This is a genomic window from Phocaeicola massiliensis B84634 = Timone 84634 = DSM 17679 = JCM 13223, assembly GCF_000382445.1.
Taxonomy (GTDB): Bacteria; Bacteroidota; Bacteroidia; order Bacteroidales; family Bacteroidaceae; genus Phocaeicola; species Phocaeicola massiliensis.
Genome location: NZ_KB905472.1, coordinates 1826909 through 1841548 on the forward strand (window position 1 = coordinate 1826909; position 14640 = coordinate 1841548).

The window sequence follows — 14640 nt, forward strand, 5'->3', positions numbered from 1 at the left end:
TTGCAGTGGACCGTACAGTCTGCTACAGTGGACTGTACAGTCCATTGCCGCAGACTGTAATAATCTTCCGTTTAAAAGAACTTGGCTGACCCGTGGAAACGGCTTATTCTTCCCTTTGCTTGTGATATGATATTAAAATCCCCAAGAATAATAAGTGACCCGATTTTTTTCAAAACATTATGCCCACACACTTTTTGACTTGATCCGGAATCAGTGGGAATTCATTAATCGCAGCTATAGTTAAGCATATTCATATAAGAAAAAGGGATATAAAAAAAGAAGGGTATCTATCCCAGACACCCAATCTTCATTAACCTTAAATCTAATACCATGAAAAACACAGTGCAAAGGTATAGGTTTTATGTTATCAAACATAATAAACGGACAACTTTCCTCTTTTATTTAACCATTTTTATATCTTAAGCTAACTTCAGTCATAAGCAGTAGCTATATATACTTATAACTGTATTCGGGTATAAAACCTACACCCGAATACAGACAATACATTATTCGACATACAGTACCAACCCTTTCAGGTATTCACCTTCAGGGTGGTAAATATTAACAGGATGGTCACCCGGTTGTGTAAGTTGATGCAAAATACGCACACTACGTCCGCTTTGAGCAGCAGCAGTAAACACAGCATTACGGAAATTCATTTTATCCACTACCTGCGAACAAGAGAAAGTAAACAAAATTCCTCCCGGTTTAATTTTCTCAAATGCTTTAGCATTCAGCTTGGTATATCCGCGCAAAGCATTTCGAAGCGCATCTTTATGCTTAGCAAAAGCCGGTGGATCAAGGATAATCAAGTCATACTGATCCCCCATACGATCCAAGTACTTGAAAGCATCTTCAGCATAAGCCTGATGACGAGAATCACCGGGAAAATTAAGCTCTACATTCATATTTGTCAAATCGATGGCTTTGGCAGAACTGTCTACCGAATGTACCAGGTTTGCACCTCCGCGCATGGCATAAAAAGAAAACCCTCCGGTGTAACAAAACATATTCAGCACATTACGACCTTTGGAGTAACGTTCCAACAAATGACGATTCTCACGTTGATCGACAAAGAAACCTGTCTTCTGTCCTTTTAACCAATCCACATGAAACTTCAAGCCATATTCCATAGCAATATTCTCGGGACTTCCTCCTTTAATAAAACCATTTTCAGGTTCCAAATCCGCTTTAAACGGTAAAGTGGTTTCCGACTTATAATAAATATTCTGAACAACATCTCCCATCACTTCCGACAAAGCTTCGGCTATTTCCATGCGGTAAACGTGCATACCTGCAGAGTGTGCCTGCATTACTGCCGTATGGTCATATACATCTATAATAAGTCCCGGCAAATTATCTCCTTCTCCATGTACCAGACGATAAGTATTATTGATTGGATTACCTGCCAATCCCAAGCTCCGGCGCAAATCATATGCTACTTCCAAACGATGTTTCCAAAAATCATGATCAATTTCCTTCTGTCTAAAGGTAAGCACACGCACGGCAATACTTCCGATTTGGAAATGTCCGCAAGCAATAAATTCTTTCTTTGATGTATATACATCTACGATTTCGCCTTCTTCGGGTTCTCCCTCTATGTGATGGATAGCCCCCGAAAACACCCAAGGGTGAAAACGTTTCAACGATTCTTCTTTACCCGGTTTCAGGTATACTTTTTTATAAGCCATCGATAGTTACTGTTGATTCTATTGGTTCATTTTGTATTATCTCATAATTGCCCGTGCTTTCCAATTCGGACAGGCAGTTGTAAATTTCCACACAAGCCCATGCATCAGTAGCGGCATATAGTTTCTGCCCTTCACTCAGCACATCAGCTTCCCAATTGGAGAGACGCTGATTTTTTGAAATCTTCTCACCGAAAAGATTAGCATATATCTTTTGCAAGCTCCTGTCCTCAATACCGAACTTACCTACATATTCTTGCAATTCTATCCAATTTCCACGATCAGGATGCATATCCTGGCGTTTACGCAATGAGTTGAAATCATCTTTCAGTGACAGACCTATCTTGAGGGTATCACTCATCAGAAACTCCTGCAACGAATCAGGCATGCCAATACGGTTAAGCCTGAACAGAAAACAAGTGTCCTGAGTAGAAATTTGCAATAATGCCACCTTGTGGGTGGTTCCCCGTTTGAATGAGGGACGAGTTTCCGTATCCACCCCCACTATACGCTGGTCTTTAAGATAGGCCACTGCTTTTTCGGCATCACTTTCGGTATAAACTACGAATATACGTCCCGGGAAAAGCACTTTGGGCATTGCAGCTATTTCTGCTTTACTTATACTTTTTTTTATTAGCTTCATAATAATCGGTTCTCATCTTCCATTTCCGAATAGCCTTCATCCATTACGTCTTCTTCGGTAGAATTATATTTCACATCGTGTAAGGCACGCATAGTATTCACCAAACGTTGTCCCCAAAATTCTTCAAAATGCTCTTTACAGATCACTAGTGAATCATTCATCGTCTCATTCAGTCCCAATTGAAATACACTGATAAAATCTTTCAAGTCCTGATAAATATCAGCCAAATCTTCGGAAATACATTTTTTTATAGGTGTATCACTATATGCCATATCAGGCAAAAAGACTTCCAGATAGTCATCTTTAGAGCCCAACACTTCAGCTACAGCCATACGTATCAGTTCATAATCTTCTTCTGTTACGAATGCTTCGGGGTCAAACTCCCCTATTCGTTCGCAAGGAGGTATCATGGATGCTTTTAAATAAAGCAACGGAAGAATCTTGAGGGCGGTGTCTACAAATATGCCCCGCTTGGCATCACGTGTTCTTTCCAAAAAGCCGCAATATTCGGCAGCTACCGTCACAAACTCCACTGTATTTTTGTCAAATATCACCTGACTATACTTTTCCATAACATTAAAATTGAATCGCAAAGGTAAGAAAAAAGAGATTAATTAAGCCAATAATTAATGATTTTCATGTACATTTGCGAAATAATAAATTGCATTAATAAATATGGCTAAGAAAAAAACAGATAAAGAGACCGAACCTAAAAAGATTTCGAAAAATCGGTTTACTACATTTTTCAAGAGTGAGACGACACATTTTGTTATAGGACTCATCAGTGTGATATTTTCCGTTTACTTATTGCTGGCCTTTATTTCCTTCTTCTTCACAGGAGCGGCAGACCAAAGCATATTGGACAACCAACAACCGGGCGAACTGATGCAAACCACCAATCATGTAAAGAACTATGCCGGAGCACGCGGTGCACAACTGGCAGAGTTTCTCATCAACGAATGTTTTGGAATTGCCGCCTGTTTTATCATTCTTTTCCTCGCTGTTGCAGGAATGAAAATGATAAAAGCTTACCAGTTCCGTGTGTGGAAATGGTTTATGTCCTGTTCTATCCTGCTCGTTTGGTTCTCCATTACACTGGGATTTATTTTCGACGGAACGTTCAGCGACAGTTTTATCTACCCCGGAGGGCTGCACGGGTATAATGTAAGCGCATGGTTGGTTTCTCAAATCGGTATGCCCGGTTTAGGACTGCTTTTGCTGATAACAGCCCTTCTCTTCTTTGTCTATCTGAGCAGTGAGACTATCAATATGATTCGTAAGGCACTTCATCCCAATTTCAAAAGGAAGAAGAAAGATACCGCCACAGCAACCGACAATGAGAACAATGATACCAGTATCAAACCTAAAAGGGAAGAAAAGAAAGAATACTCCAATCCACAACCTGCCGTGGTAGACTTTGAATTGGAACAACCCATGAAAGTGGAAGTCGGCAGCAAAGAGGAAGAAGTATCCAACACTCCATTCCCTTTTGAGGAAAAACAGACGAGTGAGCCTCAACGCCCTATGCCTACAGAGGCAAATGAAGAAGAGGAAGACAATGACGAACCTGACTTTACCGTATCCGATGATACATCAGAAGAGGATGCAGAATATAAAGGTCCTGCCTTGCAGCCTTATAATCCGCGCCTCGATCTGGAAAACTATAAGTTTCCCACTCTCGATCTGCTGAATCAATATGAAGATAATGGACCTAATATCGACATGGAAGAACAGAATGCCAACAAGGATCGCATTATCAAAGTATTGCGCAGTTTTGGCATTGAAATAAGTTCTATCAAAGCCAGTGTGGGACCTACTATTACATTGTATGAAATCACTCCGGCAGAAGGCGTGCGTATCTCTAAAATCCGTAATCTGGAAGATGACATAGCACTGAGTTTGTCTGCATTGGGTATCCGTATCATTGCCCCCATACCGGGTAAAGGTACTATCGGTATAGAAGTTCCGAATGCCAATCCGCGCATTGTGCCGATGCAATCTATCCTCAACAGCAAGAAATTTCAGGAAACCACCATGGAACTACCGATAGCATTGGGAAAAACAATCACCAATGAAGTATTTATGGTAGACCTGGCTAAAGCACCACATATGCTGGTGGCCGGTGCTACGGGACAAGGTAAGTCCGTAGGGTTGAATGCCATTGTTACTTCCTTATTATATAAGAAACATCCGGCAGAGCTGAAATTTGTCATCGTAGACCCGAAGAAAGTGGAATTCTCTGTTTATACCCCGATAGAAAGACACTTCCTTGCTAAACTACCTGACGGAGAAGATGCTATCATCACCGATGTATCAAAGGTGGTGCAAACACTGAACTCGCTCTGTATAGAAATGGATACACGTTACGATTTGCTGCGCAAGGCCGGATGCCGTAATATTAAAGAATATAATGCCAAGTTCATCAGTCGTCAGCTAAATCCTGAAAAAGGGCATCGTTTCATGCCTTACATCGTAATTATCATCGATGAGTTCGGTGACTTGATTATGACTGCCGGCAAAGAAGTGGAATTGCCTATTTGTCGAATCGCGCAATTGGCACGTGCAGTAGGTATTCATGCCATCATCGCTACCCAGCGCCCGACAACAAATATCATCACCGGTACTATCAAAGCCAACTTCCCGGCCCGTGTCGCCTTCCGTGTGGCTGCCATGATGGACTCCCGCACCATCCTCGACCGTTCGGGTGCACAACAGTTGATTGGTAAAGGTGATATGCTTTACTTACAAGGCAATGACCCCGTACGTGTACAATGTGCTTTCGTTGATACTCCCGAGGTGGAACGCATCGCAAACTATATCAGCAAACAACAAGGATATCCCACAGCCTTCATGCTTCCCGAATATGTGGGTGAAGAAAGTGAAAGCAGCATAGGAGAAGTGGACATGAACCGCCTTGACCCGATGTTTGAAGATGCAGCCCGTCTCGTAGTCATTCACCAACAGGGTTCTACCTCACTGATTCAGCGTAAATTCTCTATCGGTTACAACCGTGCCGGACGTATCATGGATCAATTAGAGAAAGCAGGTATCGTAGGTCCCACTCAAGGAAGTAAAGCACGTGATGTACTTTGCATGGACGAGACTGACTTGGAAATGAAATTGAACAATCTGCAACAATAAATTGTTTAGTAGAATCATGCTTAAATTAAAAAAGATATATTTATTGGTGTTGGCATTCTGCCTTTCGACCGGTGTGTTTGCCCAAAAGGACAAACAAGCCCGCGAAGTGCTGGACAAGACAGCCGCGGCTATGAAAAATGCCGGAGGAATACGTGCTGTATTCGGTGGTACATCCAACGGTACATTACTGCTAAAAGGAGAACAATTCTATTTGAACAGCGGAGGTGTACAAAGTTGGTTTGATGGGAAAACACAATGGAGTTATTTGGAAAGCAGTGGCGAGGTGAACATAAGCAGCCCTACCCCGGAGGAATTGCAAGGAATTAATCCTTACTCCTTGTTGTCACTTTATAAAAACGGTTACAACTATAAGTATACAGGAGTTAAAAAACATAATGGCAAGCAAGGGTATGAAGTCATCCTGACTCCTGAACAAGAACAGAACGTGACCTCCATCACCTTATTTGTGTCAAAAACATACGAACCGTTATATATCAAGATACTGCAAAGTAACAAAACGGTCAACGAGATAATCGTATCTTCTTATCAAACCCACCAGCCATTGGATGATGCATCATTCAGGTTTGATAAAAGAAAATATCCGGATGCCGAAGTGATTGATTTAAGAAACTAACAAATATAAAGTAACGAAAGAAATAATTATGAGTACAGAGAAAGTAAAATGCCTGATTATCGGTTCAGGCCCTGCAGGTTATACTGCCGCCATCTATACAGGACGTGCCAACATTGCTCCTGTCCTTTATGAAGGACTTCAGCCGGGCGGACAGCTCACTACTACTACCGACGTAGAAAATTTCCCCGGCTATCCCGAAGGTATCAGTGGTCCACAATTAATGGAAGACTTACGCAAACAGGCAGAACGCTTCGGCGCAGATATCCGCACAGGTATTGCCACTTCTGCCGACCTGAGCAAACGTCCTTACCGCATCACCATTGATAACGAAAAGGTAATCGAGACAGAAACGGTTATCATCTCTACAGGAGCCACTGCCAAATATTTAGGACTGGACGATGAAAAGAAATATGCAGGTATGGGAGTCAGTGCATGTGCCACTTGCGACGGATTCTTTTACCGCAAAAAAACAGTTGCCGTGGTAGGTGGTGGCGATACAGCCTGTGAAGAAGCAGTTTATTTGGCCGGTCTAGCCAAACAAGTTTATCTGATTGTACGTAAACCCTTCTTGCGCGCTTCTAAAATCATGCAGGCACGCGTAATGAACCATCCGAACATTAAAGTGCTGTTTGAGCACAATGCAACAGGTCTATATGGTGAAAACGGTGTAGAAGGCGTTCATTTGGTGAAACGTGCAGGCGAATGCAACGAAGAGCATTACGACCTTCCTATCGACGGTTTCTTCCTGGCTATCGGTCATAAGCCCAACTCTGACATATTCAAACCATACATTGATACAGACGAAGTAGGTTATATCATTACCGAAAACGGTACTCCCCGCACCAAAGTTCCCGGAGTATTTGCGGCAGGAGACGTGGCCGACCCGCATTATCGTCAGGCTATCACCGCAGCAGGAAGTGGCTGCAAAGCCGCTATCGAGGTAGAAAGATACCTCTCTGCCAACGAGCTTTTATAAAAAACAATAACCCACAACAAACAACACTATGACACACTTTCTTAAGAAGCTAGTGGCTGCCTGGTTCATTCTAGGCAGCGTTGCGGTGGGATTTGCCCAGCAAATGCCACCTATCCCTACGGACGCCAATGTCCGCATCGGTAAATTAGAGAACGGGCTGACGTATTACATCCGCCATAACAATCTGCCCGAAAAAAGAGCTGATTTCTACATCGCTCAAAAAGTCGGTTCCATTTTGGAAGATGACAATCAGCGCGGTCTGGCGCACTTCTTGGAACATATGTGCTTCAACGGGACAGAGAACTTCCCAGGAAAAACATTAATCAGCTATTTGGAAAGTATCGGTGTACGTTTCGGTGAAAATCTGAATGCTTATACTGCCGTAGACGAAACCGTTTACAACATTGACAACGTGCCTGTCATCCGCGATGGAATTATAGATTCCTGTCTGCTTATCCTGCACGATTGGGCAGACGGACTGACACTCGACCCAAAAGAAATTGACAACGAGCGCGGTGTTATCCATGAAGAATGGCGCACACGCACGGGAGCCATGATGCGCATGTACGAAAAAATACTTCCCACAGCCTATCCGGACAGTAAATATGGTCACCGTTTACCCATCGGAACGATGGAAGTAGTAGACAATTTTCCTCATCAGGCATTACGTGACTATTATGAGAAATGGTATCGTCCCGACCAACAAGGTATCATGATCGTCGGTGATATCGATGTAGACAAAGTGGAAGCCAAGATTAAAGAAATTTTCTCTCCCATCAAAATGCCGGAAAACCCGGCCGAGCGCAAGTACTTCCCTGTACCTGACAACAAAGAAGCAATCGTAACTATCGCCAAGGATAAAGAACAAACTAACACAATTATTTATCTCTGGCATAAACATGACATCGTTCCCAACGAGGCCAAGAAGAATATGGACTATCTGGTCATGAACTATATGAAGTCTATGATAAACAATATGCTCAACGCCCGTTTAAACGAATTGAAAGAAACTCCGCAACCTCCTTTCATCTACGCTGTAACTGAAGACGGAAACTTCTTCCTGTCCAAGACGAAGGATGCCTTTACCGGCATTGCCGTAAGCAAGGAAGACGGAATAGACACAGCACTCTCTGCATTGACACGTGAAATAGAACGTGTACGCCAATTCGGTTTCACTGCTTCCGAATATGCACGTGCCAAAGCTGACTATCTGCGCCAATTGGAATCAGCCTATAATGAACGCGATAAAGTAAAAAATAACGCATATGTGAACGAATATGTGCGCCACTTCATTGACAACGAGCCTATTCCGGGAATTGATGCAGAATATGCCATCATGAATCAAATTGCCCCTAACATTCCGGTAGAAGCAATTAACTCATTCATCCCATCACTGGTAAATGACAGCAACATTGTGGTCAATATCTTCTGCCCTGAAAAAGAAGGCATGAAATATCCTACCGAACAAGAAATTATGGATGTGCTCAACAAAGTGAAAGCAGAGAAACTCACTGCGTATGAAGATAAGGTATCTGATGAGCCACTGATAGCTGAACAACCGAAGGCCGGCACCATTGTGAAAACGGAAGAAGGTCCGTTCGGTTCTACCGTACTCACTTTATCAAACGGTGTACGTGTCATCTTGAAAACAACAGATTTCAAAGCAGACGAAATTCGTATGCGCGCATTCAGTCCCGGTGGTAACTCCTTGTTCCCCGACAATGAAATTCTTCAGATAAAAGTACTGAACGATGTAGCCGGATTGGGCGGACTGGGTAACTTCAGCAATGTAGACTTGGAAAAAGTGTTAGCCGGGAAAAAAGCCAGTATCAGTACTGCCGTAAACGGCCTGAGCGAAGGAATGAACGGAAGCTGCTCACCTAAGGATTTAGAGACCCTACTACAGTTGGTTTATCTGAGTTTCACCGCTCCACGTATGGATCAAAATGCATTTGAATCATACAAAAGCCGCACTAAAGCCGCACTTGCCAATCAGGAAGCCAATCCACAAATCGCATTGTCTGACTCACTGCAGAAAGCAATGTATATGAACCATCCGAGAGCATTGCGCGTCAAAGCGGATATGATTGACAAAATTGACTACAAGCGAATCATGGAAATGTATAAAGACCGCTTCAAAGATGCCGGTGATTTTACTTTCCTCTTTGTCGGAAACATAACCTTGGATGAAGCCAAACCACTTATTGAAACTTATCTGGGCGGATTACCAACTATCCATCGTACCGAGAATTTCCGCGATACAAAAATGGATATCCGCAAAGGCAAATACACCAACGTATTCAGTAAAAAACTGGAAACTCCATTAGCCAGCGTATTGATAATCGCCAGTGGCAAATGCGAATACACATTAAAGAACGATGTGCTGATGTCTTTCCTCACCCAATCATTGGATAAAGTGTATCTGGAGAGCGTTCGCGAAAAAGAAGGCGGTTCATATGGTGTGAGTGTCTACGGACAACTCAGCCGTTATCCGAATGATGATGAAGCTTTCCTGCAAATCTATTTCGATACTGATCCAGCCAAACGTGAAAAGATGACACAAATCATCATGAACGAACTGCAAAAGATAGCACAGGATGGTCCGGCTGCCGAACACATAAACAAAACAAAAGAGTTTATGCTGAAGAAACATACCGAGCAAATGAAAGAAAACGGTTATTGGTTGAATATACTGAACCAATATTATTGGTATAAAGCCGATATGGACAGCAACTTCCAACAAGTGGTGGAAAGTATCACCCCAGAAGATGTCAAGCAGTTTGCCAAAGCCCTGCTGGAACAAAACAATTGCATTGAAGTCAGCATGACTTCCGGTGAAACAAAATAATCGTTCTTGCCTATGCTTTTTACGATTATAAGAAGAAATGAAAAACTTGCCGCAAAGCGGAGTCCGATGTTCGACAAGAACCGCTTTGCCAAGTTTTTAATCTATTTCATGGTAGCATATTGGGCAGCGCTCCTCTTATTTATGGGGGTAACGCTGCCCTCAGCTTTTGAATCGGCAGCTCCAAGCATGGAGCCTTATCACATCCTCAATCAAGGATTAATATATGTGTTAATAACTGACTTTCTAGTGCGTTTTGTGATTCAAACCGCCACTTCTCACGAAATCAAGCCTTATCTGCTTATGCCGGTCAAGAAAAAAAAACTGATAGACACCCTATTGCTTCAGTCGGCAACAAGCCTTTACAACCTCTTTTGGTTTTTCCTTTTCGTACCTTTCGCTTTTCTTTCCATCTTCCGCTTTTATGGAATGACCGGAATAATATGCTACCTGACAGGTATATGGTTACTCATGGTATTGAACAATTATTGGTATCTGTTATGCAAGATGCTGCTCAACGAAAAGACCGTGTACTTATTGCTTCCGTTGGCTGTATATAGTCTGTTGGCCATAGCTGAATTCATTCCCGAAGGCAATCCCATCAGCACTTTCACCATGAATCTGGGAGAAGGATTTATCGAAGGAAGTCTGCCGGCCTATCTGAGTGTCATTATCCTTATCCTGCTAATGATATTCATCAACCGTACTTTGCAAATTCGTTTGCTCTATAGCGAAATATCCAAGGTGGAAGATACGAAGATAAAACACGTATCAGAATATAAATTTCTGGACCGTTATGGTGAGATAGGCGAATACATTCGTTTGGAACTGAAGTTGTATCTCCGCAACAAAACGGTAAAGACACAGTTCCGCATGGGATTTATCATCATGATTGCTTTCTCATGCGTGCTTGCCTTCACCGATGTCTACGACAGAATGACCAATTTTATCTGCATCTACAATTTTGCCATCCTGCCCGTCATGACATTGGGACAAGTGATGTGTTTCGAAGGGAATTATCTGGATGGTCTGATGAGCCGCAAAGAATCCATATACAATTTGTTACGGGCTAAATACTATTTGAACTGCCTGATTCTGTTGATTCCTTCCCTCATCATGATTATCCCAATCATCCGGGGGAAAATATCCCCCTTGATGGCGGTATCTTATCTGCTCTTCACCGTAGGAGCAGTATTCTTTACCCTGCTCCAACTGGCAGTCTACAATAAGAAAACGCTCCCACTGAACGCCAATGTAATGCGCAGCAACAGAGGCAGTTCGCTATTCCAAAGCTTCCTTATCTCATGTGCCCTCTTCATGCCACTGATAGTCAACTCTACATTGACCACTTTCTTGGAGCAGAACACGGCATTTATCATCATGATGCTCATAGGACTGACATTGACTGTAACCCATACCATTTGGATAAAGAATATCTATAACCGTTTCATGAAACGCCGCTATGACAATATGGAAGGTTTTCGTGATTCCCGATAAAATAAATAATATATGAATATCACAATAGAGCAACTAAAAAAGAACTTCGGAGCGAAAGTAGCCGCAGATATAGAAAACTATACCATCCAAAGCGGTGACATGCTGGGCTTGGTAGGCAACAACGGTGCCGGAAAAACAACCCTGTTCCGACTGATACTGGACTTGCTGAAAGCAGACAGCGGAAGCATATGCATCGGCAATTTCAATGTGAGCAAGAGTGAAGAATGGAAAAACGTGACCGGAGCATTTATCGATGACAGTTTTCTGATTGATTATCTCACTCCCGAAGAATATTTCCATTTCGTAGGGAAAATGTATGGTCTGAAAAAAGATGAAGTAGATGAACGGATTAGTAAGTTCAACCGCTTTATGAATGGAGAAGTGATCGGACAGAAGAAACTTATCCGCAACTACTCGGCAGGCAACAAGCAGAAAATAGGTATTATCTCCGCGATGTTGCATCAACCGCAAGTATTGATATTGGATGAACCGTTTAATTTTCTCGATCCCACTTCACAATCGGTAATCAAACATATCCTGAAAGCCTACCATGAAGAAACCGGAGCGACTATTCTGATTTCAAGTCATAACCTGAATCATACAGTCGATATCTGTCCACGCATCGCATTACTTGAAAACGGAAAGATTATTCGTGACATTGATAATCACGATTACTCTGCCGAAAAAGAATTGGAAGACTATTTTAATATAAAAGAAGAATAGAACAATGAAGAAACTCCTCCCCCATTTGCTGATACTGAACATACTAGCCGTACTACTGGCTTCATGTGGCACATCTGCCCCAAGCTATAACTACAAAGAACTGGCACGTGCCTCTATACGTCTAAACATAGATATAGACATGAAAGATAACCATCGGTTGTATGTAGAATCAGCAAAGTGGTTGGGAGTTCCCTATCGAGGAGGAGGCAACAATAAAAGAGGCATAGACTGTTCGGGATTGACTTCGCATTTATACAAAAAAGTCTATCGCAAGAAGTTGGAACGCAACTCTGACGACCAGCGTACCAAAAACTGCCGTAAGGTAAGCAAAAGCAAACTACGCGAAGGAGACTTGGTGTTTTTCCACAACGGACGCAAGAAAAGAACTGCCAGCCACGTGGGAATCTACCTGAAGGATAATAAATTTATCCATGCAAGTACCAGTCGCGGAGTGATTGTCAGTAGCCTGAATGAAGAGTATTATCGCAAGCACTGGCTTTCAGGCGGTCGGGTATCCGATATAAAATAAACAATTATTTCCTCCGAAAAATTTTAAAATTCATCTATTAATTCCATATCTTTGCCTGAAAAGCGCAAAATGGAATACAAGACTTATTTATTTGACTTCGACTATACTTTGGCCGACTCATCACGTGGAATCGTAATTTGCTTCCGCAATGTGTTAACACGCCACGGACACACCGATGTAACCGATGAAAGTATCAAACGCACCATCGGAAAAACACTTGAAGACTCATTCAGCATCCTGACCGGCATCACCGACAAAAATACACTCATCTCCTATAAAAAAGAATATGTGAAAGAAGCGGACATACATATGACCGCCAATACCAAGTTCTTCCCCGAAACCGTTGCAGTGCTGAAAGCCCTGAAAAAGAGAGGAGCCCAAATTGGTATCATCTCCACCAAATATCGCTACCGCATCCATGAAATGGTGGACCAGCATTTCCCAAACAAATTCTTCGACATCATCATCGGCGGAGAGGATGTGAAAAAGGCAAAGCCAAGCCCTCAAGGACTTCTGAAAGCACTACGCTGCCTGCATCGCAAGAAAAAAGACACATTATATATAGGTGACAGCATCATCGACGCACAAACCGCCCTATTAGCCGGAGTAGACTTCGTAGGCGTACTGAACGGCATGACCACGCGCGAAGAACTTGCCGAATACCGACACCGGCAGATTCTGCCCGACCTCACCCTGCTGCCGCTGATAAACAAGGAGACCACGCCTCCCCTTCTTCAGCGGTTGGTGCCCCATAAAACCCTCATCTATTACCGGCTTCTTCATCAAAAACAAATCAGAGGGAAGAAAGAACTGCCCAAAGACCAACAACCCCACACATGCAAGAACTGCAGAAAGACGTTTCAAGGCAACTTCTGTCCCGATTGCGGACAGACACAAAATACGCCACGCTTCACTATTCGCAACGCCTTCCAGAACATATTAAGCGGATTTTTCAATATCGATAATGGATTCAGCCGCAACCTGCTGGAATTTCTCTACCGTCCCGGATATATGATAAGAGATTATATAGATGGAAAACGAGTGCATTACTTCAAACCATTCCAAAGCCTGTTTGTACTGGCTGCCCTTTATATCATGTTTGTCCAGCTGATAGACCCGGAGGCACTGAAAAACAGAGATAAAGAATACAAAGAAACTCCCACATACGAACAACTGATAGACAATATCAAAGAGCAGAAAGAATATGCCATCAAAGACAGTGCCCGGATATATCTGGGACAAAGTCTGCTCTATGCCGACAGCGCCCGAATAACGGATACCGACATCACCATGGAAGATAAAATAAACGTAAAATTGAAAGACAAGCCGGATAATACAAGAACCGCAACCGACGACAACGATGACATTGTTGACGATTTAACAGAGGCCGGTATAGCTGTCGGTGTAGCATTAGACGAATATAAAGAGAACTTCCTAAGCGAAAACAAATATATTTCAGCCGTTTACAATTTAATGAGAAGTTGGATTCATGGAAATAAAGCTTTCAGTATACTGCTTTTACTACCGGTTTTCACATTGGCAAGCCGATGGAGTTTCCGCAAATCTCTTGTCGGTCATCGGTTTAACCTGACCGAACAATTCTTTGCACAGGTATATATTGCCTGTCAGATACTCTGGATATCCCTTCTCATCCTGCCTTTCACCCGGGAAGCCCACCTGAATGACATCTTCGATTTGAGCTATGAAGCCATCTTCCTCCTGTTCGTATGGGACTATCGGCAGCTGTTCAACCTGTCATGGTGGAAAAGCTTCAAACGAACTACCGTCATGTTCTGCTATTGTGCATTGATTATGCTATTGGCGGCAACCTTATTCATCACATTACTTGCAACAATTGCCTACCTCAGATAGGCGATACTAAAAAGATGAGTATATGATTTGAATAAAAAAAGAGCAGAAAGTTTTTGAAGTTCAAAATAATATCAGTAATTTTGTGCCCGATT

At 42.6% G+C, this 14640-nt stretch carries 11 protein-coding genes; 8 read left to right on the top strand and 3 right to left on the bottom strand.

Features of this window, described 5'->3' with window-relative positions:
* Positions 1-506: 506 nt before the first annotated feature.
* From HMPREF1534_RS11365 to HMPREF1534_RS11355, 3 genes are read right to left on the bottom strand one after another with little or no spacing between them, the layout of a single operon-like run.
* On the bottom strand, positions 507-1691 hold the full coding sequence (locus tag HMPREF1534_RS11365; RefSeq protein ID WP_005939301.1) for a class I SAM-dependent rRNA methyltransferase: 1185 nt from the start codon (positions 1689-1691) through the stop codon (positions 507-509).
* The gene (locus HMPREF1534_RS11360; protein ID WP_018452680.1) at positions 1681-2331 is read right to left on the bottom strand and encodes a 3'-5' exonuclease; all 651 of its coding nucleotides are present in this window, start codon (positions 2329-2331) and stop codon (positions 1681-1683) included. The genes HMPREF1534_RS11365 and HMPREF1534_RS11360 overlap by 11 nt, the downstream gene beginning before the upstream one ends.
* Positions 2328-2903 (bottom strand): DUF5063 domain-containing protein, encoded by a 576-nt coding sequence (locus tag HMPREF1534_RS11355; RefSeq protein WP_005939308.1) that lies wholly within the window; start codon positions 2901-2903, stop codon positions 2328-2330. The genes HMPREF1534_RS11360 and HMPREF1534_RS11355 overlap by 4 nt, the downstream gene beginning before the upstream one ends.
* Positions 2904-3006: 103 nt before the next feature.
* On the opposite strand from HMPREF1534_RS11355, the gene HMPREF1534_RS11350 reads away from it, so the two are divergent.
* The 8 genes from HMPREF1534_RS11350 (at position 3007) to HMPREF1534_RS19750 (ending at position 14548) form a co-directional block, all read left to right on the top strand.
* On the top strand, positions 3007-5472 hold the full coding sequence (locus HMPREF1534_RS11350; RefSeq protein ID WP_005939310.1) for an FtsK/SpoIIIE family DNA translocase: 2466 nt from the start codon (positions 3007-3009) through the stop codon (positions 5470-5472).
* Between the two features lie 16 nt (positions 5473-5488).
* Complete coding sequence (locus HMPREF1534_RS11345; RefSeq protein ID WP_005939313.1) at positions 5489-6106, top strand: LolA-like putative outer membrane lipoprotein chaperone; 618 nt, start codon at positions 5489-5491, stop codon at positions 6104-6106.
* Positions 6107-6134: 28 nt separating this feature from the next.
* Complete coding sequence (trxB, locus tag HMPREF1534_RS11340) at positions 6135-7082, top strand: thioredoxin-disulfide reductase (protein WP_005939317.1); 948 nt, start codon at positions 6135-6137, stop codon at positions 7080-7082.
* A 28-nt stretch (positions 7083-7110) separates the two neighbouring features.
* Positions 7111-9930 carry a M16 family metallopeptidase gene (locus HMPREF1534_RS11335; RefSeq protein ID WP_005939320.1) on the top strand — a complete coding sequence of 940 codons (2820 nt, stop codon included), beginning with the start codon at positions 7111-7113 and terminating at the stop codon, positions 9928-9930.
* A 12-nt stretch (positions 9931-9942) separates the two neighbouring features.
* Positions 9943-11424 carry a DUF5687 family protein gene (locus HMPREF1534_RS11330; RefSeq protein WP_005939322.1) on the top strand — a complete coding sequence of 494 codons (1482 nt, stop codon included), beginning with the start codon at positions 9943-9945 and terminating at the stop codon, positions 11422-11424.
* A gap of 12 nt (positions 11425-11436) precedes the next feature.
* Complete coding sequence (locus HMPREF1534_RS11325) at positions 11437-12147, top strand: ABC transporter ATP-binding protein (RefSeq protein WP_005939324.1); 711 nt, start codon at positions 11437-11439, stop codon at positions 12145-12147.
* 4 nt (positions 12148-12151) lie between these two features.
* The gene (locus tag HMPREF1534_RS11320; RefSeq protein WP_005939326.1) at positions 12152-12676 is read left to right on the top strand and encodes a C40 family peptidase; all 525 of its coding nucleotides are present in this window, start codon (positions 12152-12154) and stop codon (positions 12674-12676) included.
* A gap of 69 nt (positions 12677-12745) precedes the next feature.
* Positions 12746-14548, top strand: a complete 1803-nt coding sequence (locus HMPREF1534_RS19750) for an HAD-IA family hydrolase (protein WP_018452678.1) — start codon at positions 12746-12748, stop codon at positions 14546-14548.
* The last annotated feature ends 92 nt before the right edge of the window (positions 14549-14640 follow it).